Here is a 20,563-nt window from a genome sequence, read left to right on the forward strand (position 1 = left end):
CCGCACGGGTTGGAACCGCGACAACAAAAATGCGTTGAGCGTCGCGCATCTGGCCGAGGACGCCGGCATTTCGATGCTGACCGTGCACGGCCGCACGCGCGCCGACCTGTATCACGGCGACGCCGAATACGAGACCATCGCCGCAGTCAAGGCGTCGGTGCGCATTCCGGTGGTCGCCAACGGCGACATCACCTCGCCGCACAAAGCGCGCGAGGTGCTGGCCGTCACCGGCGCCGACGCGATCATGATCGGCCGCGCAGCGCAGGGGCGCCCGTGGCTGTTTCGCGAGATCGAGCATTTCCTGCAAACGGGCGACTTGCTGCCCCCGCCGCGCATCGACGAAATCCAGCAGGTAATGAACGAGCATCTCGAAGATCACTACGCGTTCTACGGGGAATTTACGGGTGTCCGCACTGCGCGCAAGCACATCGGCTGGTACACTCGCGGCCTTTCTGGCGCCAACGTGTTCCGGCATCGCATGAATACGCTGGACACCACGCGCGAACAACTCCTCGCCGTCAACGAATTCTTTGACGCACAAAAGGCGATCTCCGACCGCCTCGTCTACGTCGACGAATCACCTGGCAACCCCGGGCTCGACAACAAGGGCGAGGATCACACCGACCGACTGGCAGCATGAGCAAGAACAATATCGAACAATCTGTCCGCGACAGCCTGGGTATGTACTTCCAGGATCTCGACGGCTCCAATCCGCACGACGTCTACGACATGGTCATTTCATGCGTGGAAAAACCCCTGCTCGAAGTGGTGCTCGAGCAGGCCGGCGGCAATCAGTCGCTGGCCGCCGAGTATCTCGGCATCAACCGCAATACGCTGCGCAAGAAACTGCAACAGCACGGTTTGTTGTAATTTTCGGGCGCCCCGCCACGTTTCTCTTCGGCTTTTCGTCTTCATCATGATCAAGCAAGCGCTCATCTCCGTTTCCGACAAGTCGGGCATCGTCGACTTCGCCAAGTCGCTGTCGGACCTCGGCATCAAGATCCTGTCGACCGGCGGCACCGCGAAACTGCTCGCCGACGCGGGCCTCTCCGTCACTGAAGTCGCCGATTACACGGGCTTCCCGGAAATGCTCGACGGGCGCGTGAAAACGCTCCATCCGAAGGTGCACGGCGGCATCCTCGCGCGCCGCGACCTGCCGGAACACATGGCGGCGCTTGAGAAGCACGACATTCCGACCATCGACCTGCTGGTCGTGAACCTTTACCCGTTCGTGCAGACGGTGTCGAAGGAAGAATGCTCGCTGGAAGACGCGATCGAGAACATCGACATCGGCGGCCCGACCATGCTGCGCTCGGCCGCGAAGAATCATCGCGACGTGACGGTGGTGGTCGACCCGGCCGACTACCAGGTCGTGCTCGCAGAAATGCGCGCGAACGGCAACGCGGTGTCGTACAAGACGAATTTCCGCCTCGCCACCAAGGTGTATGCGCACACCGCGCAATACGACGGCGCGATCACGAACTACCTGACGAGCCTGACCGAGGAGCTGAAACACGCCTCGCGCAACACGTACCCGGCCACGTTCAACCTGGCTTTCGACAAGGTGCAGGACCTGCGCTACGGCGAAAACCCGCACCAGAGCGCCGCGTTCTATCGCGACCTGAGCGTGCCGGCCGGCGCACTGGCGAACTACAACCAGCTGCAAGGCAAAGAACTGTCGTACAACAACATCGCAGATTCCGACGCGGCGTGGGAATGCGTGAAGACCTTCGACGTGCCGGCCTGCGTGATCGTCAAGCACGCGAATCCGTGCGGCGTGGCGGTTGGCGCAAACGCGCACGAAGCGTATTCGAAGGCGTTCCAGACCGATCCGACCTCGGCGTTCGGCGGCATCATCGCGTTCAACCGCGAAGTGGACGAAGCGGCGGCGCAAGCGGTGGCCAAGCAGTTCGTCGAAGTGCTGATCGCGCCGTCGTTCAGCGCCGAAGCACGCCAGGTGTTCGCGGCGAAGCAGAACGTGCGTCTGCTCGAAATCGCGCTGGGCGAAGGCCATAACGCATTCGATCTGAAGCGCGTCGGCGGCGGCCTGCTGGTGCAATCGCTCGATTCGAAGAACGTGCAGCCGCACGAACTGCGCGTGGTGACCAAGCGTCATCCGACGCCGAAGGAAATGGACGATCTGCTGTTCGCATGGCGCGTCGCGAAATATGTGAAGTCGAACGCGATCGTGTTCTGCGCGAACGGCATGACGCTCGGCGTCGGCGCGGGCCAGATGAGCCGCGTGGACTCGGCGCGCATCGCCAGCATCAAGGCGCAGAACGCCGGTTTGACGTTGACGGGTTCGGCAGTGGCGTCGGACGCGTTCTTCCCGTTCCGCGACGGCCTCGACGTGGTCGTGGCGGCAGGCGCGAGCTGCGTGATTCAACCGGGCGGCTCGATGCGCGACGACGAAGTGATCAACGCCGCCGACGAGCACAACATCGCGATGGTGTTGACGGGCGTGCGTCACTTCCGTCATTGAGTGATGCGAGGGCGGTCGGCGGCATTTGCTGTCTTGCGCCCCGTCCTCGTACCTGATGCGGCACAAGTTGCCGGATGAAGCTTGAGGCGCTGAAGGTCAGAAAGACGGCCCGATGGATTTTCCACCGGGCCGTTTTCTTTTAACCCGACTTCCCTTCGTATCAGAGGCCATCTCATTGCTTTGGCGTTGCAGTGTCGCCGCTTTGTCCGGCTGTTAGCGTGCGCGCTTCGCACGCTCTTTGCACCACTCAGTCGTCCGGTTCTTTTTTCGCGTAGCCGCCCTTCACATCAGGATGCTGGCTGATGTAAGTGCCCAGCCCCTGCCCGCGTCGTGCAAGACGCTTCAGCACACCGAGATGCCGCGCGCCGACGCTCGCCGTCGTGTACCAATACACGACGCCGGGCCTGAAGCGAATCTTGATGAAATCGTCGCCGACTTCATACGCATCGACACCCGAATCGCCGCTGACATTCCGATAGCGCTCCATCTGCGAAAAGCCTCCTCGCCGTGGCTGCAGCAGTTTTTATTCCGCCGGCAGCGCCGCCCGCCGACCGTCATACGGCGTGCGTGTTGTAGTATCGCAAGCACCTGGTTTTTGGCGCATCTGCGGCACCTCATGAGAATTCTCGGCATCGACCCCGGCCTGCGCGTCACCGGCTTCGGCGTGATCGACCAAAGCGGTCATACCCTCAGCTATGTCGCGAGCGGTGTCATCAAAACCGCCGACGCCGATCTGCCCTCGCGTCTGGGCACCATCTTTGAAGGCATCTCGACGCTGATCCGCCAGCATTCGCCGGATCAGTCGGCGATCGAAAAAGTGTTCGTCAACGTCAATCCACAATCCACGCTGCTGCTCGGCCAGGCACGCGGCGCGGCGATCTGCGGACTGGTGGCGGGCGGCGTGCCGGTCGCCGAATACACCGCGCTGCAATTGAAGCAGGCCGTGGTGGGTTACGGCCGCGCGACCAAGGAGCAGATGCAGCAGATGGTGGTGCGGTTGCTCAACCTGTCGGGCGTGCCCGGCACCGATGCCGCCGACGCGCTCGGCATGGCGATCTGTCATGCGCATGGCGGCACGACACTGAGCACGCTGGGAGGCATCGCGCCTGCGCTGGCGAAGAAGGGGCTGAGGGTGAGGCGAGGGCGGTTGGTGGGGTAAGAGGTGGCCGGGCGTGGCGGTCAACGCGAGACACGCGCCGGCAAACAGCGCGAGCGTGGTGAGGCTCAGCATGGAAGCTCCTTCTGGGTGAATGGGTGGAGAGCCCGCGAAAAGGGATCTCAGTCCAGGGACGCCGCTCGCGCGAGTCAACGGCGGCCAATGCTGGTCGACGCCGGTCGACGCGGTCGACGCCGACCGACACGATTGCGCATCACGCGCCGCTCACTCGCTGCGCTACACTCGCCCTTTCTCTCGAGATTGAATTCGCCATGATCGGTCGCATTGCCGGCGTTCTGCTGGAAAAAAACCCGCCGCATCTGCTCGTCGACTGCAACGGCGTCGGTTACGAAGTCGATGTGCCGATGAGCACGTTCTACAACCTGCCGTCGAATGGCGAGCGCGTCGTGTTGCTCACGCAGATGATCGTGCGCGAGGATGCGCATCTGCTGTACGGCTTCGGTACCGCCGAAGAGCGCTCGACCTTTCGCGAACTGCTGAAAATTTCTGGCATCGGCGCACGCATGGCGCTCGCGGTGCTGTCGGGCATGAGCGTGCACGAACTCGCGCAGACCGTCACGATGCAGGACGCCGCGCGCCTCACGCGTGTGCCGGGCATCGGCAAGAAGACGGCGGAGCGGCTGCTCCTCGAATTGAAGGGCAAGCTCGGCGCCGACCTCGGCGCGATGGCGGGCGCGACCTCGGCATCCGACCACGCGTCCGACATCCTCAACGCGCTGCTTGCCCTCGGCTACTCCGAAAAAGAAGCGCTGGCGGCAGTGAAGAACGTGCCGGCCGGCACCGGCGTATCCGAGGGAATCAAGCTCGCGTTGAAGGCGTTGTCGAAGGGGTGATGGACGGCCTTCGCGCCGGGCGCCGGCCTGCTCTCGATGAGTAAGGCTTCGCACGCTCGCGCTCCGATGGAAGCGCACGTGGAGGCTCGCCCCGAAGATGGCGGCATCGACGGGTCGCCTCACCGTCCGGCCGTTCCCGGCCTGATCTTGCAGCGACTTCGCCTTCAAAATGGACTTCCTTCGGCGCGCCCCCAAGGAGCCTTCCTCCGGACCACGCGCGGTACAATGCCCGCATGATCGAAACCGACAAACTCGCCGCCGAGCGCATCATCGCGGCCACGCCCGTCTCGCCGAACGAAGAAGCGTTCGAGCGCGCGTTGCGCCCGCGCCAGCTCGAAGAATATGTCGGGCAGGAAAAAGTCCGCGGCCAGCTGGAAATCTTCATCGAGGCCGCCAAGCGCCGCGCCGAATCGCTCGACCACGTGCTGCTGTTCGGCCCGCCTGGCCTCGGCAAGACCACGCTCGCGCACATCATCGCGCGAGAGATGGGGGTCAATCTGCGGCAAACGTCGGGACCGGTGCTCGAACGCGCCGGTGATCTCGCCGCGCTCCTGACCAATCTCGAAGCCAACGACGTCCTCTTTATCGACGAAATCCACCGGCTCTCGCCGGTCGTCGAAGAAATCCTGTACCCGGCGCTGGAGGACTATCAGATCGACATCATGATCGGCGAAGGGCCTGCCGCGCGCAGCGTGAAGCTGGACCTGCAGCCGTTCACGCTGGTCGGCGCGACCACCCGCGCGGGCATGCTGACCAATCCGCTGCGCGACCGCTTTGGCATCGTCGCTCGGCTCGAGTTCTACAACGCCGAGGAGTTGGCGCGCATCGTCACGCGTTCGGCGTCGCTGCTGAACGCGCAGATTCATCCGGACGGCGCGTTCGAAATCGCCAAACGCGCGCGCGGCACGCCGCGTATCGCGAATCGTCTGCTGCGGCGCGTGCGCGATTTCGCCGAGGTCAAAGCGGACGGCAACATCACCGCGCAAGTGGCCGACGCCGCGCTCAAAATGCTCGACGTCGACGCGGTCGGCTTCGACCTGATGGACCGCAAGCTGCTCGAAGCGATCCTCTACAAGTTCGACGGCGGCCCGGTCGGCGTCGACAATCTGGCGGCGGCCATCGGCGAAGAACGCGACACGATCGAAGACGTGCTCGAACCTTATCTGATCCAGCAAGGCTTCCTGCAGCGCACGCCGCGCGGCCGCGTCGCCACGCTGCTCACCTACCGGCATTTCGGTCTCGCCGCGCCGGACGCGTCGAGCGCGCTGCCCGGCCTGTGGGATTCGGCCGCACAGTGAGGCACGTCGTGAGCCGCAACCTGAGCCGCGCGTAACGAGGCCGCCGAGCATGTCCGACCAGACGACGCGGCGCTCCGGCTCATCGGGTGGAATCGCCCAGTTGCTCACGCGCAGACTCCGCTCGAAACTGGCTGCCGGCGTCACGCATCTGACGAGCGGCAGCGGCCCCATGCTCGACTATTCGTCGCCGCCGGGCGACCCAGGCCTCTTCGGGCCGGACTCCGTCTGCTGGAAAGTCCACGCGGACTTCACCTCGATGATGACTGGCGGCATCAGCGCGCTACTGCTTCAGGCATTGCACCCGTTGGCGCTCGCCGGAGTGTGGGACCATTCGACCTTCCGCACCGACATTCTCGGGCGCTTGCGCCGCACCGCGACTTTCATCGCCGGCACGACCTACGGCAACCGGCACGATGCGCTGGCGCTGATCGAACGCGTGAAGCGCATTCACCTCGGTGTGAGCGGCATTGCGCCGGACGGGCAGCCGTATCGCGCGAGCGAGCCTGCGCTGCTGACTTGGGTGCATGTCGCCGAGGTGTCGAGTTTCATGACCGCGCACTTGCGCTACGTGAATCCGCTGTTGTCGGTTGCCGCGCAAGATCAGTATTTTGCGGAAACCGCGCGCATCGCCGAGATGCTTGGCGCCGAAAACATTCCACGCTCGCGCGCTGGGATCGACACCTACTTGCAGGCGATGCGGCCTGCGCTAGTGGCCAGCGAGCGCACCCGCGAAGTCGTGAAGATTCTGATGAGCGCGCCCGCGCCGAGCATCGCGATGCGGCCCGCCGGTACGTTGATGCTCAACGCCGGAGTCGATCTTCTGCCGGACTGGGCGCAGTCGATGCTGGGATTCGAACGCCATGCCGCACTGCGCCGTACGTTCGCGCGGCCTGGCGTGCGTGTCGTCGCGCCGGTCATCCGTTGGGCGCTGGTGAACGGCGTGTCGAAACGCGCGCGCCGTCGTGTGGCTGCCACGCCCGAGCCTGATTGATGCCGGTCTCGGCACACTAGCCGCGCGGCCCGCGCGGGCAGATCCGTACGCCACCGCGCCGCTCGATATGCCTGTGGCGGGCGGCTCCGCCCAAACCGCGGCGCTTCGAATCAATTACCGTCGCGCTTGCGGGAGTGCCTTCCTGAAACCATCGTCCTCGGCCGGCGCGTCGAGATGCGCGACGTCCGCCCACGACACAATGGTCGCCGCGCCGTTGTCGAAATCCACCACGTTCACACTCGTGTTCAGCAACGGATAGTCACGCGGCGCATCGAGCGGCAAACCGCTCGCGAACCGGCGCACGCAGTCGAGCACGCCACCATGCGCGACACAGGCGATCCGACCGCCCGGATGCGCGGCCACCAGCGGCTCTATGGCGTGCACTACGCGATGGTAGAACACGCGCTGCGACTCGCCCTCAGGCGGTGCGAAACCGGGATCGCGGGTTTGCCAGTGCGCATATTCATCGGGGAAACGCTGTGCAATCTCGTCGCTGTCGTGGCCCTGGAACGCGCCGTAGGAGCGCTCGCGTAGACCCTTGCGCAATTGCAGCGGCAAGCCGAGCGCGTCGGCGATAGGCTGCGCGGTTTGCTGCGCGCGTTGCAAGTCGCTCGAGTAGACCGCGTCGAGCCGCACGCCCTGCTCCGCCTCGCTGGCGATGCGGCGCGCGAGACGTTGCGCCTGGGCGAGCCCGGTCGTCGCGAGCGGAATGTCGATGTGGCCTTGAATCCGCTTGATGCGGTTCCAGTCGGTCTCGCCGTGCCGGATGAACAGGATCTGCGTAGTCATGAGAGAGAAGTGGGCGCCGTTCGCCGGTTATGCCGAGCCGCTATTGTCGCAAAAACGGCTGGAGGGTAAGACGCGCGGCGAGCGCGCATCAGGATGGAGAGGCGATGCCCGGCTCAGGCGTTCACCTGGAGCCAGAACGTGACTGGCCCGTCGTTGACGAGCGAGACCTGCATGTCCGCGCCAAACTCGCCGGTCTCGACAATCGGATGCTTCCCGCGCGCGGCAGACACGAAGTAGTCGAACAACCGCCTGCCTTCGTCCGGCGGCGCGGCCGGCGTGAAGCTCGGACGCAGGCCGCTGTTGGTATCCGCGGCCAACGTGAATTGCGATACGAGCAGCAGCCCGCCCGCGCGCCCGGCGCCGTCGAGATTCTGCACGGAGAGGTTCATCTTGCCCGCCGCGTCGCTGAATACGCGGTAGCCGAGCACCTTGGCGAGCAACCGGTCGGCGGCGGCCTCCGTGTCGCCCCGTTCGGCGCATACGAGCGCGAGCAGACCCGCGTCGATCGCGCCGGTCACCCGATCGGCCACGCGCACTTCCGCGCGCCGCACGCGTTGGATCAGCGCGATCATCGGCGGCTCGCCTTCGACGGGGACAAGGTTCGACGCATCGGCAGACGATCAGGCTGTCAGCGTGACGCGTGCGAAGCGGCGCTTGCCGACCTGCACTACGTACTCGCCCGCCTCGACCTTCAGACCCTTGTCGGACACGGTCGCGCCGTCGATCTTCACGCCGCCCTGCTCGATGTTGCGAAGCGCTTCGCTGGTCGACGGCACGAGATTGGCCTGCTTGAGCAACTGGCCAATGGCGAGCGGCGCGCCCGCGAGCGTCACCGCCGGGATATCGTCCGGCACGCCGCCCTTCGCGCGATGGTTGAAGTCTTCAAGCGCACGCTCGGCGTCGGCCTGGGAGTGAAAGCGCGCGACGATTTCCTGGCCGAGCAGCACTTTGAAATCGCGCGGATTGCGGCCCGCTTCGATCTCTTTTTTGAAGCCGGCGATTTCCTCCATCGGACGGAACGACAGCAGTTCGAAGTAACGCCACATCAGCACGTCGGAAATGCTCATCAGCTTGCCGAACATGTCGGTCGGCTTTTCGCTGATGCCGATATAGTTGTTCTTGGACTTCGACATCTTCTCGACGCCGTCTAGCCCTTCGAGCAGCGGCATCGTCAGGATGCACTGCTGCTCCTGGCCGTACTGCTTCTGCAACTCGCGACCCACCAGCAGGTTGAATTTCTGGTCGGTGCCGCCGAGTTCGAGGTCGGCGTTCAGCGCGACCGAATCATAGCCTTGCATCAGCGGGTACAGGAACTCGTGGATCGAGATCGGCACGCCGCCCTGGAAACGCTTGGTGAAGTCTTCGCGCTCGAGAATCCGCGCCACCGTGTAGCGCGACGCGAGCTTGATCATGCCGTCGGCGCCGAGCGGCATCGACCACTCGCTGTTGTAACGGATCTCCGTCTTGTCGCGGTCGAGCACGAGCGCGGCCTGCTCGAAATAGGTCTTCGCGTTCGACTCGATCTGCTCGCGGGTGAGCGGCGGACGGGTCGCGTTGCGGCCCGACGGATCGCCGATCAGCGAAGTGAAATCGCCGATCAGGAAGATCACCGTGTGGCCGAGGTCCTGCAACTGGCGCATCTTGTTCAGCACAACCGTGTGGCCGATGTGGATGTCGGGCGCGGTCGGATCGAGCCCGAGCTTGATGCGCAACGGCTTGCCGGTCGCCGCGCTTTTCGCGAGTTTTTGCGCAAATTCGTCTTCGATCAGCAGTTCGTCGACACCGCGTTTGGTGACGGCGAGCGCGTGACGAACTTCGTCGGTGATCGGAAAGACGGTAGCGGGAGTGGGCTTGGTGGACTCGGTGCTCATGCTGGAAACGTGAAGTCGCGAAAAGGGAGATTGTCCCATAGATACGCGCCGCCGCGCCCACTGAGGCGGCCATAAGCTGGCTATAAGCAGCCCCGCAGCGGGACGGCAGCGCATGATTTGCGCACGATGCGGCGCGCAGGCAGCGCCGCGGCGCTTATATTGCGCCGCGCTTGCACCGATAATCTGCTAAAACGAATCGCATCGAACCCTCGACAGGAGCAGCAACGTGGCGCAAGACCCCGCAGACGGCATCTACTTTGGCTTGATGTCCGGCACGAGCATGGACGGTGTGGATGGCGTGGCCGTCCGGTTTGCCGCAGGAAAGCCGCCGCAGGTGCTCGCCGAGGCGTTCGTCGGCTTCTCCGCGGGCATCCGCGAGGCGCTCTTCGCGCTGCAGCAACCGGGCGACAACGAGATAGAGCGCGAAGCGCTGGCCGCCAATGCGCTCGCGACGCGTTATACCGTGTGCTGCCACGAACTGCTGCGCAACAGCCACATCCCGGCCGCCGAAGTGCGCGCGATCGGGGTGCATGGGCAGACCGTGCGGCATCGCCCGGAAAAGGGCTATACGCGACAGATCAACAACCCCGCGCTGCTCGCGGAGATGATGGGCATCGACGTGGTCGCCGATTTCCGCAGCCGCGACGTCGCGGCCGGCGGCCAGGGCGCGCCGCTCGTGCCGGCTTTTCACGCGACGGTGTTCGGGGCGGAAAATGAAACGCGCGTGGTCTGCAATCTCGGCGGTATCAGCAACATCACGGTCCTGAACGCGACCGGCAGCGTGCGCGGCTTCGACTGCGGACCGGCGAACGCGCTGCTCGACGAATGGGCGCAGCGCCATCTCGGCAAGCCGTTCGACGAGAACGGCCATTTCGCGGCCGGCGGCCAGGTGGATCGCACGCTGCTGAACGCCTTGCTCGACGAACCGTTTTTCTCGCAGCAGCCGCCGAAAAGCACCGGCCGCGATCTGTTCAATGCCGAATGGCTCGACGCGAAACTCCAGCCGTTCTCCGCGCTCGAACCGGCCGATGTGCAGGCGACACTCGTCGCTCTGACGGCCGTGACGATTGCTCGCGAAATCGAGCGGCACGCGTCGGATGCGAGAGCGGTCTACGTTTGCGGCGGCGGCGCGCGCAATCCCGAGATCCTGAAGGCGTTGCAGCAGGCGCTAGAGGACAGCGGCGTGAGCGGCGTGCCGGTCATGACGACCGACGCGCTCGGCGTGCCGCCGAGCCAGGTCGAAGCGCTAGCCTTTGCGTGGCTGGCGATGCGCTGCATCGCGCGGGCGCCGGGCAATTTGCCGGCCGTCACTGGCGCGACGGCTGAACGCGTGCTCGGAGCGGTTTATCCGCGATGAGTGAAGCGCGGTGCCGAGCGCGGACAATAAAAAACGGGGCCGCGGGGCCCCGTTTTTTACACAACCTGTTGCCTGACGGCGATCAAACCGAGAACGACGAGCCGCAACCACACGTGGTGGTCGCGTTCGGGTTCTTGATGACGAATTGCGCGCCGTTGATATCGTCCTTGTAATCGATCTCAGCGCCCACCAGGTACTGGTAGCTCATCGAATCGATCAGCAGCTGGACGCCGCTTTTGTTCATGACGGTGTCATCCTCGTTGACGGCTTCGTCGAACGTAAAACCGTACTGAAAGCCCGAGCAGCCGCCGCCCTGCACGAAAACGCGCAGTTTGAGGTCCGCATTGCCTTCTTCTTCGATCAGTTGCTTGACCTTGTCAGCCGCTGCGTCGGTGAAAACGAAGGGGGCGGGCATCTCGGTCACGGGTGTTTCGGTGACTGCGTTCATTCGAACTCTCCAAAAAGCTTCTAGCCGCTATTGTAGGGCTGATCTCGATATCGTGCTGAAGCCCACAAATTCAATGGGTTCTTCGCTGCACACGCATAGCCGGCGCGATTGCCGCCACCAGCCAGCCCGAACGGCGAAAATCGTCGCTCCTGTGGCCACGCCGTTGTCACGAGACCGGATCGCATGACCATAAAAAGCATAAAAAAAGCCGCCTTCGCGAAAGCGTTGGCGGCTTTTGCTGCGCACCGGCCTTGCAGCCGGCTCGCGCTCGAAACGATTAACGCTTCGAGAATTGCTTCCTGCGACGTGCCTTGTGGAAGCCGACCTTCTTACGTTCGACTTCACGAGCATCACGCGTCACGAAGCCTGCCTTCGACAGTTCCGGCTTCAGCGTTGCGTCATAGTCCATCAGCGCGCGGGTGATGCCGTGGCGAACTGCACCGGCTTGACCCGTTTCACCGCCACCCGTCACGTTGACCTTGATGTCGAACGTAACGCCGTGGTTCGTGAGTTCCAGCGGCTGACGCACGATCATCAGCGACGTTTCGCGCGAGAAGTAATCGGCGATAGGCTTGCCGTTCACAACGATGTCGCCCTTGCCTGCCTTGATGAACACGCGTGCGACGGCGCTCTTGCGGCGGCCCGTGCCGTAATTCCAGTTACCGATCATGTGGGCTCCCCTTAGATCTCGAGCGCTTTCGGCTGTTGCGCCGAATGCGGGTGCGTTGCTTCAGCGTAGACCTTCAGCTTCTTGATCATCGCGTAGCCGAGCGGGCCCTTCGGCAGCATGCCCTTGACTGCTTTCTCGAGCGCTCGGCCCGGGAAGCGTTCCTGCATCTTGCCGAACGTCGTTTCATAGATACCGCCCGGGTAACCCGAGTGGCGATAGTACTTCTTGTCAGTAGCCTTGTTGCCCGTGACCTTCAGCTTGCCGGCGTTGATAACGATGATGAAATCACCGGTGTCGACGTGGGGAGTGAATTCAGGCTTGTGCTTGCCGCGAAGACGGTGTGCCACTTCGCTGGCGACACGCCCGAGAACCTTATCCGTCGCGTCAATCACGTACCATTCGCGCGTCACCTCATGGGCTTTTGCGGAAAACGTCTTCATGATCGATCCAAAAAAATTGCTGCGCCCAATGTGTTTTTTCCTGCTTGTAATGTGCGCATCGAGGCGCGTGCAGGCTCTCCCTAGTTCTTCCTCCGCGGGCGCGGATGCGGAAAAGCCCTGAATTATAAAGGAATTTGCTATCACAAGTCAAAACGTACGGAAGTTTGACGAAACCGGGCGGCCGATCCGCTCCGCGACAGTAGTTCTTTCGAGCTTTGCCGCCCGGAATTGACCTGGACGCGAGATAGGTCCGCGCTTGCCGCAGGCGAAAAAAAACCCGAACGAGGGGTTCGGGTTTAATCCACCAAAGGAGGAGGTGGAGGAGACAGCGGAGTTGCAGAACTGCTGCAACGATGGGATGAATTATATGAGGCCGCCTTGTGCGACGCAAGAACATTTGCAATGTGAAATGCGATTTCACATTGTGACAGACTTTGGAAGAAACCTGATCGCCCGTAAATTTCCTTTTGAATCAGTCACTAATGCGGTTCTACCGGCCGCGTCCGGGAAACTCCGCTAGAGTAAAACTCCTAAACCCGCCAAGGAATTCCCGACGGGGCTGATCATGCCGCACCGCAACACGCAAGCCGCCATCCCGCATCATTTTCGACAGAAGTCGCCTCGGGCGGATCCGCAGGTCGCGGGCTACAATGCCGTCTTGATATTAGCGAAGCGCGGTGGAGCACAGCATGGAATGCAAAGTAAGCTGGATGGGGCAGGACGGGATGGCATTTGCGGCCGAGACGGGCAGCGGTCATCTGGTTGCGATGGACGGCGCGCCTGAAGGCGGTGGCCGCAATCTCGCGCCGCGCCCGATGGAGATGGTTCTCCTCGGCACAGGCGGCTGCACCGCCTACGACGTCGTGATGATTCTGAAGAAGAGCCGTCAGGAAATCGCCGGTTGCGCGGTCACGCTGAAAGCCGAGCGCGCCAGTGAAGATCCGAAGGTGTTCACCAAAATCCATTTTCACTTCACCGTGACGGGCAAGAATCTGAACCCCGCCACCGTCGAGCGCGCGATCAATCTGTCGCACGACAAATACTGCTCGGCGTCGATCATGATCGCCAAAACCGCCGAACTTACGCACTCGTTCGACATCGTCGCGAACTGAGCGCGGCGGCGGACTGCGAGGCTTGGCGCCGCTGCAGCCGCCTTACGCACGACTTGCGCGCAGCAAATAAAATGCCGGCGTCCGTAAAGACGCCGGCATTTCTTGTTGGGTGGCAAAGCAGGCCGATAAGCCGGATTCTGTGCACGCGCAACGTCCGAAAACGCGACGCGCGTGGCAGCCATTCCTCTAGGCGCGCCATTACTGACGCGCTCAAGCTTCCTACCCGCAGACGAGACGGGGGCCCCGTCCTGCATCTCGAAGATGCGCGCCTGCCTACTTGGAATTGCTCCGGGTGGAGGTTACCGTGCCGGTCTGCCTTGCAGCAGCCGCGGTGCGCTCTTACCGCACCGTTTCACCCTTACCTGATCCCGACTTGCGCCGGGCCATCGGCGGTTTGCTTTCTGTTGCCCTGTTCCGCGTGTTGCCACGGATGGCCGTTAGCCATCACCCTGCCCTGTGGAGTCCGGACTTTCCTCGCCCTCTTTGGCCGAAGCCGCCAAGGCCGCGACTGCCTAGCCTGCTTTGCTGCGGCGGATTTTAACATCTGCGCGGCAGAGGAGCCGGTTCGGCGGCTGAAATAGCTGAATGGCTATGAAAAAGGGCAGCGTGGGATTCGGACAGGCCGCCGTAGCAAGAGCCCGCTCGTGCGGCACGGCCCCCGCGAAACCTTCGGGTGCCTAGGCCAGACGGCTGCGCCGCCCCGTGCGGAACACGGACGCGTCGTCGTAAAACGCGGGCGAGTCGTTCCCGGGCCACCAGCCCGGAATGCCCAGCACCGGCAGCGGTGCGAACAGGCGGCTCGTCAGCGCGTCGGTGTCGAGCAGCGCTGCGCTGACCAATTCATCGAGACATGCATCGCGCGCCGCGGCGTTCCATTCGAAGTACGAGGGCGGAACGTCGACGATCCACGCATGGCCCGTGCAGGCCTTGAACGGGGCGATCAATTTTTCGAGCAACGCATGGCCGAAGCAGCGCACTTCGCAGCTCGAACCCCACGCCTCGCGCCGGGTCACGAGCAAGGTCCGCCAGTCGAAGCCGCGCAGCGCGGCGCTCAAAGCGGGATCGGCACAGGCGAACAGCAATGCGTTCTCATCGAACAAGGTCAGCGTATCGCGCACGCCGCCACGGGTCGGGCCGACGCCCAACACGTCGATGGCCGCCGACTGCCGCGCGTTCAGCGCCGCCTTGATGCGCGGAAACGCAAACCACATCGAGCCGTTGAAGAAGTCGTGCAGGTTATGGCGCGTCGGCACGCAGCCAGTCGACGCGATGTGCGCTTCGTACGCTGCGCCGGGCGGCAGAGCGTCCTGCGCGATGAACGCGAGGCGCTGCCCGCGCCCTGTGGTCTGCCGCATTTCGGCGGCATCGGCGTTCATTTCGGCGAGCAACGCTGCATGGTTCGTCAGCGCGGCCTGCTGCCAGCGTCGGCCGCGGCCAGCGAACTGCGCGAACCAGGGCTTTGACCAGTCGATCGCGGCGAAGCCTGCTTGCGGCCCCGCCTGCTGCCCTTCTCCCTGCCCCGCGTCTTGCACCTGCATCTAGCTCAACCTCAAACCAGACGCCAACCGATCGACTCCCCGCCGCGCAGCGGCACCACCGGCGTATCGCCGACCGGCAGTTCGGCCGGCAACGTCCATTGCTCGCGACGCAGCGTGATCTGCTCCGCATTGCGCGGCAGACCGTAGAAATCCGCCCCGAAGAAGCTCGCAAAGCCTTCGAGCTTGTCCAGCGCGCCGGCTTTGTCGAATGCTTCCGTGTAAAGCTCCAGCGCATGCAGCGCCGTATAGCAGCCCGCGCAACCGCACGCGTGCTCCTTCAAACCCTTCGGATGCGGTGCGCTATCTGTGCCGAGGAAGAAGCGCGGATTGCCCGATGTCGCCGCTTCGACCAGCGCCACCCGGTGCGTCTCGCGCTTCAATACCGGCAAGCAGTAGTAATGCGGACGAATGCCGCCCTGGAAGATCGCGTTGCGGTTGTACAGCAGATGGTGCGCAGTGATCGTCGCACCCAGCAGCGCCGGCGCGACGCCGGCCTCACGGATGTAGTCGGCCGCGTCCTTCGTCGTGATGTGCTCGAACACGACCTTCAGCGCCGGAAACGCGCGGCGCAGCGGCGTCATCACGCGGTCGATGAAGACCTTCTCGCGGTCGAACAGATCGATCGACGAATCCGTCACTTCGCCGTGCACCAACAGCGGCATGCCCACTTCCTGCATCGCTTCGAGCATTTTCGCGCACTTCATGATGTCGGTGACGCCCGCGTCCGAGTTGGTGGTCGCACCCGCCGGATACAACTTCACGCCATGCACGAAGCCGCTCTCGCGCGCCCGGCGGATTTCGTCAGGCGGCGTGTTGTCGGTCAGGTAGAGCGTCATCAGCGGTTCGAACTTCGCGCCTTCGGGGATCGCGGCGACGATCCGCTCGCGGTACGCCTGCGCCATCGCGGTGGTCGTGACCGGCGGCTTCAGGTTCGGCATGATGATCGCGCGGCCGAACTGGCGCGCGGTGTCCGGCAGGACGGCGGCCAGCATCGCGCCGTCGCGAACGTGCAGGTGCCAGTCGTCGGGACGGGCGAGCGTGATGGAATCGAGGGAAACGTTGGAAGCGGTCATGGCGAAAAGGGGAACGAGACTCGGCGACAAAAGCCATTTGACCCGGTCAAACCGCCCTGTTGCGGCCCAAACACACGTCAATTTCGCTATTTGGCGTTTCTGGCTCGGTGATATGCTTGGAAAATCATCATTGTAACGGCTCGCCCCGTTCACAGGCTCACCCGCAACATGTGCCAACTTCTCGGAATGAACTGCGCCGCGCCGACGGACGTCACGTTCTCGTTCACCGGCTTTGCGGCGCGCGGCGGCGTCACCGATCATCATGCCGACGGCTGGGGGATCGCCTTCTTCGAGGACAAAGCCTGCCGCCTGTTCATCGACCATCAATCGTCGGCCACCTCGCCGATCGCCGAGATGGTCAAGCGTTATCCGATCAAATCGAAGAACACCATCGCCCATATCCGCAAGGCGACGCAAGGGCACATCCTGCTCGAAAACTGCCACCCGTTCATGCGTGAACTGTGGGGGCGTCACTGGATCTTCGCGCACAACGGCGATCTGAAAGACTATGCGCCGCAACTGTCGGGCGTGTATCAGCCGGTCGGCACGACCGACAGCGAACTCGCTTTCTGCGCGTTGCTTGAAGGTTTGCGCAAGGCGTTTCCGGGCGCGCAGCAGCCGCCGCTCGACGAACTGTTCGTCAGGCTCGAGACACTCACGCGTGAGATCACGCAGTTCGGCGTGTTCAATTTTCTGATGTCCAACGGCCAGGCGCTGTTCGCGCATTGCTCGACGCATCTGCACTACATCGTGCGGCGCTGGCCGTTTTCCACCGCGCATCTGGTCGACGCGGACGTGTCGATCGACTTCGCCAAGTACACGACGCCCGAAGACCGCGTCGCGGTGATCGCCACCAAGCCGCTGACCGACAACGAAGTGTGGAGCGCATTCGAACCGGGCGATCTGATGATGTTCCAGCATGGCGAAGTGATCGGCCGCATCAACGTGCCGGTGCCGGCATCGGTGCTGGAGAAGCTGCGCAACCCCGCGCTGGATGCGTCGGCCTCCGCCACCACGATTGCAGCCTCAACCACTGGGACCGGAATCATGGCCGACGACGGCGAACCCGACCTCGAAGCGGCTGATGACGCCGCGGCCTTCGAGTCCTGAGCGACTGATCGCTCGCGCACCAGCAACAAAAAAACCGCTCCAGGGAGCGGCTTTTTTTCGGCCCACACGAGCCAGCCTGCACCGGCCGGGCCGCGCACGAACCTCAGTGCAGGATCTTTGCCAGAAAATCCTTCGCACGATCTGACTTCGGATTGGCGAAGAAGTCTTCCTTGCGGTCGTCCTCGACGATCAAGCCCTTGTCCATGAAGATCACGCGGTGCGCGACCTTCTTCGCGAAGCCCATTTCGTGCGTGACGCACATCATGGTCATGCCTTCCTGCGCGAGTTCGACCATCACGTCGAGCACTTCGTTGATCATCTCCGGATCGAGCGCCGAAGTCGGCTCATCGAACAACATCGCGATCGGGTCCATCGACAATGCGCGCGCAATCGCCACGCGCTGCTGCTGACCGCCCGACAATTGCCCCGGAAACTTGTCCGCATGCGCGCGCAAGCCGACTCGATCGAGCAGCTTCAGCCCCTTCGCGGTGGCTTCGTCGTTCGAGCGGCCGAGCACCTTCACCTGCGCGAGCGTCAGGTTCTGCACGATCGACAGATGCGGAAACAGTTCGAAGTGCTGGAACACCATGCCGACCTTCGAACGCAGCTTCGACAGATTGGTTTTCTTGTCGGTCAGCGACTGGCCGTTGATGACGATCTCGCCCTTCTGGAACGGCTCGAGGCCGTTCACGGTTTTGATCAGCGTGGACTTGCCTGAGCCCGACGGCCCACACACCACCACCACTTCACCTTTTTTGACTTCCGTCGTGCAGTCGGTCAGCACTTGAAACTGACCGTACCACTTCGAAACATTCTTGATAGAGATCATCTTGCGACCTTTTTCTGAAGACCTTTGACGAGGCTCGACGCGACCACACAGATCACGAAATAACATGCGCCCGCGAACAGTACCATCTCGACATTCGTACCGTCACGGTCGCCAATATTCGTGGCGGTGCGGAAGAAGTCGGCGAGGCTGATCACGTAGACGAGCGACGTATCCTGAAACAGCACGATACCCTGCGTGAGCAGCAGCGGCACCATCGCACGGAATGCCTGCGGCAGCACGATCAGGCGCATCGCCTGCGCGTAGTTCATGCCGAGCGCGAACGCCGCGTTGACCTGGCCGCGCGGCACCGCCTGAATGCCGGCGCGGATAATCTCCGAATAGTACGCGGCCTCGAACAGCGAGAACGCAACCATGGCCGACGCAAGACGAATGTCGATATCCGGCGACAACCCGAGCACGTTCTGCAGCACTTGCGGCACGATCAGGAAGAACCACAGCAGCACCATTACCAGCGGGATCGAACGGAAGATCGTCACATACCCCTTCGCGAACCACTCGAAGGGTTTGAACGACGACAACCGCAGCATCGCGAGAATGGTGCCCCAGACGATGCCGAACACGATCGCGATCAATGTGATCTTGAAGGTGACGATGGCCCCGGTCCACAGCGTAGGCAGTGCGCCCGGAATACCGCTCCAGTCGAAATGGTGCATCACTTGCCTCCGATATAGCCGGGCAACCGGGTTCTGGCTTCGACCCAGCGCATCAGTTGCATCACGACCAGATTGATCAGCATGTACGCCACCGTGACGGCGATGAACGACTCATAGGTCTGTGACGTGTAGTCGACCAGCTGACGCGCCTGCGCGGACAGATCCAGCAGACCGATCGTCGAAGCCACCGCCGAGTTTTTGAAAATGTTCAGAAATTCCGACGTAAGCGGCGGCACGATGATCCGGTACGCGACCGGCAGCAGCACATAGCGATACGTCTGCCATTGCGTGAAGCCCACCGCGAGACCCGCGGCGCGCTGGCCGCGCGGCAACGCGTTGATGCCCGAGCGCACCTGCTCGCACACGCGCGCGGAAGTGAACAGCCCGAGACAGATGATTGACGACGAGAAGAACTGCGCGCCCGGCGGCAGTTGCTTGAACCAGTTGCCCATCGACACGGGCAGCAGCTCCGGTATCACCAGATACCAGATGAAGAACTGCACGATCAGCGGAATGTTACGGAAAATCGCGACGTAGACCGTGCCGATGCCCGACGCCCACTTGTTCGGCACCGTGCGCAGCACGCCAAACAGCGAACCGACGATCAACGCGATCACCCATGCCGCCAGCGACACGGTGATCGTCACCCAGAGGCCGGAGAACAACCAGCCCAGATAGGTGGTCGGCTCGCCGGTGGAGACCGGACTCAGCAGAATGCCCCAGTTCCAGTGATATGACATGACCAAGACTCCAGCAAAAAGAAACGGAAGAAGCGCTTGGCTCCTTCCGTTTCGTTCAGCGTTTCAAAAAAACACCTGAGGTTTAATCGATCGCCTTGTCATTCGGATTCTTGAACAGCGCCCGCATATCGTCGCTTTGCGGGAAGTTCAGGTTCAGGCCCTTCGGCGGAATCGGCGATTCGAACCACTTCTTGTAGATCGCATCGGCTTCGCCCGACGTCTGGACCTTGGCGATCGCGTCGTCCGCAACCTTCTTGAACTCCGGATCGTTCTTGCGCATCATGCAGCCGTACGCTTCACGCGATTGCGGCGTGCCGACGATCACGAAATCGTTCGGGTTGTTCGACTTCGCGCGTTCGCCCGCGAGCAGTGCGTCGTCCATCATGAACGCTGCGGCGCGGCCTGTCGACAGCGTCAGGAACGACTCGCCGTGGTCCTTCGCGCTGATGATGTTCATGCCCATGCTCTTGTCCTGGTTCATCTTGCGAAGCAGGCGCTCGGAGGTGGTACCGGCGGTCGTGACGACCGTCTTGCCCTTCAGGTCCGCCCAGTCCTTGATGCCGGAGTCCTTCTTGGTCATCATCCGCGTGCCGATCACGAAGATCGTGTTCGAAAACGCGGCCTGTTGCTGGCGCTCGAGGTTATTCGTGGTCGAGCCGCATTCGATGTCCACCGTGCCGTTCTGCACCAGCGGAATACGGTTCTGCGACGTCACCGGAGTCAGCTTCACCTTCAGGTTAGGCATATTCAGCTTCTGCTTGACGGCCTCCACCACTTTCATGGCGAATTCCTGCGAGTAGCCGATGACATTCTGCTTGTCGTCGTAATACGAGAACGGGATGGAGGATTCGCGATGACCCAGCGAAATGACGCCCGTGTCCTTGATCTTCTTCAGCGTACCCGCGTCTTGCGCCTGCGCGCCAACCGTAAACAGTCCGAGAGTCGCGAGCAGCAGCGCAGCTTTTTTAACCTTCATGTTGTGATCTCCTTGGCAAGAACCGGCGCCAGTTTAGCAAAGTAATTATTCTGAAAGTATGGCTATAAACCATGTTGTTGCGCGCGCGCCGCTAAGGGCGCGCGACGCCTTCGACCGATCTGCGGACCGGTTCCGGATATGCAAAGGCGGGCGGC

23 protein-coding genes and 1 other RNA gene are annotated in these 20,563 nt (G+C 62.8%); 10 read left to right on the forward strand and 14 right to left on the reverse strand.

Annotated elements, in window-relative coordinates; all coding sequences use genetic code 11:
* From CIC12_RS17005 to purH, 3 genes are all read left to right on the forward strand, one after another.
* On the forward strand, positions 1–640 hold a 640-nt coding region (locus CIC12_RS17005; protein ID WP_174772084.1), incomplete at its 5' end, for a tRNA dihydrouridine synthase.
* Positions 637–870, forward strand: a complete 234-nt coding sequence (locus CIC12_RS17010) for a Fis family transcriptional regulator (RefSeq protein ID WP_007180440.1) — start codon at positions 637–639, stop codon at positions 868–870. The genes CIC12_RS17005 and CIC12_RS17010, both read left to right, overlap by 4 nt.
* A 46-nt stretch (positions 871–916) precedes the next feature.
* Positions 917–2,482 (forward strand): bifunctional phosphoribosylaminoimidazolecarboxamide formyltransferase/IMP cyclohydrolase, encoded by a 1,566-nt coding sequence (gene purH / locus CIC12_RS17015; protein ID WP_168665258.1) that lies wholly within the window; start codon positions 917–919, stop codon positions 2,480–2,482.
* Between the two features lie 247 nt (positions 2,483–2,729).
* On the opposite strand, the gene CIC12_RS17020 is transcribed toward purH, so the two are convergent.
* Positions 2,730–2,969, reverse strand: a complete 240-nt coding sequence (locus tag CIC12_RS17020; RefSeq protein ID WP_168665259.1) for a hypothetical protein — start codon at positions 2,967–2,969, stop codon at positions 2,730–2,732.
* Positions 2,970–3,098: 129 nt separating this feature from the next.
* Between CIC12_RS17020 and ruvC the strand changes: the two genes are divergently transcribed.
* The 4 genes from ruvC (at position 3,099) to CIC12_RS17045 (ending at position 6,781) form a co-directional block, all read left to right on the forward strand.
* Positions 3,099–3,641: a crossover junction endodeoxyribonuclease RuvC gene (ruvC, locus tag CIC12_RS17025; protein ID WP_042321028.1), complete on the forward strand. Its 543-nt coding sequence runs from the start codon at positions 3,099–3,101 to the stop codon at positions 3,639–3,641.
* 269 nt (positions 3,642–3,910) lie between these two features.
* The gene (gene ruvA, locus CIC12_RS17035; RefSeq protein ID WP_168665260.1) at positions 3,911–4,492 is read left to right on the forward strand and encodes a Holliday junction branch migration protein RuvA; all 582 of its coding nucleotides are present in this window, start codon (positions 3,911–3,913) and stop codon (positions 4,490–4,492) included.
* Positions 4,493–4,725: 233 nt separating this feature from the next.
* Complete coding sequence (gene ruvB / locus CIC12_RS17040; protein WP_168665261.1) at positions 4,726–5,790, forward strand: Holliday junction branch migration DNA helicase RuvB; 1,065 nt, start codon at positions 4,726–4,728, stop codon at positions 5,788–5,790.
* A gap of 49 nt (positions 5,791–5,839) precedes the next feature.
* On the forward strand, positions 5,840–6,781 hold the full coding sequence (locus tag CIC12_RS17045; RefSeq protein ID WP_168665262.1) for an oxygenase MpaB family protein: 942 nt from the start codon (positions 5,840–5,842) through the stop codon (positions 6,779–6,781).
* A gap of 114 nt (positions 6,782–6,895) precedes the next feature.
* Here the strand turns inward: CIC12_RS17045 and CIC12_RS17050 are convergent, their stop codons facing one another.
* The 3 genes from CIC12_RS17050 to tyrS all read right to left on the reverse strand — a co-directional run bounded on the left by CIC12_RS17050 (position 6,896) and on the right by tyrS (position 9,441).
* A complete protein-coding gene (locus CIC12_RS17050) occupies positions 6,896–7,570 on the reverse strand; it encodes a histidine phosphatase family protein (RefSeq protein WP_168665263.1) in 675 nt (224 codons plus the stop codon).
* Positions 7,571–7,683: 113 nt separating this feature from the next.
* Entirely contained in the window at positions 7,684–8,142 is a 459-nt protein-coding gene (dtd, locus tag CIC12_RS17055; RefSeq protein WP_168665264.1) for a D-aminoacyl-tRNA deacylase, read from the reverse strand.
* A gap of 48 nt (positions 8,143–8,190) precedes the next feature.
* Positions 8,191–9,441 (reverse strand): tyrosine--tRNA ligase, encoded by a 1,251-nt coding sequence (tyrS, locus tag CIC12_RS17060; RefSeq protein WP_168665265.1) that lies wholly within the window; start codon positions 9,439–9,441, stop codon positions 8,191–8,193.
* Positions 9,442–9,667: 226 nt separating this feature from the next.
* Here tyrS and CIC12_RS17065 point away from each other — a divergent pair, with 226 nt between their 5' ends.
* Positions 9,668–10,798 carry an anhydro-N-acetylmuramic acid kinase gene (locus tag CIC12_RS17065; RefSeq protein ID WP_168665266.1) on the forward strand — a complete coding sequence of 377 codons (1,131 nt, stop codon included), beginning with the start codon at positions 9,668–9,670 and terminating at the stop codon, positions 10,796–10,798.
* An 82-nt stretch (positions 10,799–10,880) separates the two neighbouring features.
* Here CIC12_RS17065 and erpA read toward each other — a convergent pair whose 3' ends face one another.
* The 3 genes from erpA to rplM form a co-directional block, all read right to left on the reverse strand.
* Positions 10,881–11,246, reverse strand: coding sequence for an iron-sulfur cluster insertion protein ErpA (gene erpA, locus CIC12_RS17075; protein ID WP_013340463.1), 366 nt, complete (start codon positions 11,244–11,246; stop codon positions 10,881–10,883).
* A 277-nt stretch (positions 11,247–11,523) separates the two neighbouring features.
* Entirely contained in the window at positions 11,524–11,916 is a 393-nt protein-coding gene (gene rpsI, locus CIC12_RS17080; RefSeq protein ID WP_011489810.1) for a 30S ribosomal protein S9, read from the reverse strand.
* 11 nt (positions 11,917–11,927) lie between these two features.
* Positions 11,928–12,356: a 50S ribosomal protein L13 gene (gene rplM / locus CIC12_RS17085; RefSeq protein WP_020069304.1), complete on the reverse strand. Its 429-nt coding sequence runs from the start codon at positions 12,354–12,356 to the stop codon at positions 11,928–11,930.
* 689 nt (positions 12,357–13,045) lie between these two features.
* Here rplM and CIC12_RS17090 point away from each other — a divergent pair.
* On the forward strand, positions 13,046–13,468 hold the full coding sequence (locus CIC12_RS17090) for an OsmC family protein (protein ID WP_168665268.1): 423 nt from the start codon (positions 13,046–13,048) through the stop codon (positions 13,466–13,468).
* 110 nt (positions 13,469–13,578) lie between these two features.
* Here CIC12_RS17090 and rnpB read toward each other — a convergent pair.
* From rnpB to pyrC, 3 genes are all read right to left on the reverse strand, one after another.
* Positions 13,579–13,992: RNase P RNA component class A (gene rnpB / locus CIC12_RS17095), an RNA gene on the reverse strand.
* Positions 13,993–14,145: 153 nt separating this feature from the next.
* Positions 14,146–15,006, reverse strand: a complete 861-nt coding sequence (locus CIC12_RS17100) for a DUF3025 domain-containing protein (RefSeq protein WP_168665269.1) — start codon at positions 15,004–15,006, stop codon at positions 14,146–14,148.
* Between the two features lie 11 nt (positions 15,007–15,017).
* Complete coding sequence (pyrC, locus tag CIC12_RS17105; protein WP_168665270.1) at positions 15,018–16,079, reverse strand: dihydroorotase; 1,062 nt, start codon at positions 16,077–16,079, stop codon at positions 15,018–15,020.
* A 168-nt stretch (positions 16,080–16,247) separates the two neighbouring features.
* On the opposite strand from pyrC, the gene CIC12_RS17110 reads away from it, so the two are divergent.
* Complete coding sequence (locus tag CIC12_RS17110) at positions 16,248–17,189, forward strand: class II glutamine amidotransferase (RefSeq protein WP_168665271.1); 942 nt, start codon at positions 16,248–16,250, stop codon at positions 17,187–17,189.
* Between the two features lie 103 nt (positions 17,190–17,292).
* On the opposite strand, the gene CIC12_RS17115 is transcribed toward CIC12_RS17110, so the two are convergent.
* The 4 genes from CIC12_RS17115 to CIC12_RS17130 all read right to left on the reverse strand — a co-directional run bounded on the left by CIC12_RS17115 (position 17,293) and on the right by CIC12_RS17130 (position 20,408).
* Entirely contained in the window at positions 17,293–18,018 is a 726-nt protein-coding gene (locus tag CIC12_RS17115; protein ID WP_042320997.1) for an amino acid ABC transporter ATP-binding protein, read from the reverse strand.
* Complete coding sequence (gltK, locus tag CIC12_RS17120; RefSeq protein ID WP_168665272.1) at positions 18,015–18,692, reverse strand: glutamate/aspartate ABC transporter permease GltK; 678 nt, start codon at positions 18,690–18,692, stop codon at positions 18,015–18,017. Before gltK ends, CIC12_RS17115 begins: the two co-directional genes overlap by 4 nt.
* Positions 18,692–19,432 (reverse strand): amino acid ABC transporter permease, encoded by a 741-nt coding sequence (locus CIC12_RS17125; RefSeq protein WP_168665273.1) that lies wholly within the window; start codon positions 19,430–19,432, stop codon positions 18,692–18,694. Before CIC12_RS17125 ends, gltK begins: the two co-directional genes overlap by 1 nt.
* 82 nt (positions 19,433–19,514) lie before the next feature.
* Complete coding sequence (locus tag CIC12_RS17130; protein WP_168665274.1) at positions 19,515–20,408, reverse strand: glutamate/aspartate ABC transporter substrate-binding protein; 894 nt, start codon at positions 20,406–20,408, stop codon at positions 19,515–19,517.
* Positions 20,409–20,563 lie beyond the last annotated feature (155 nt).

This window comes from Paraburkholderia sp. SG-MS1, from assembly GCF_012275575.1.
Lineage (GTDB): Bacteria > Pseudomonadota > Gammaproteobacteria > Burkholderiales > Burkholderiaceae > Paraburkholderia.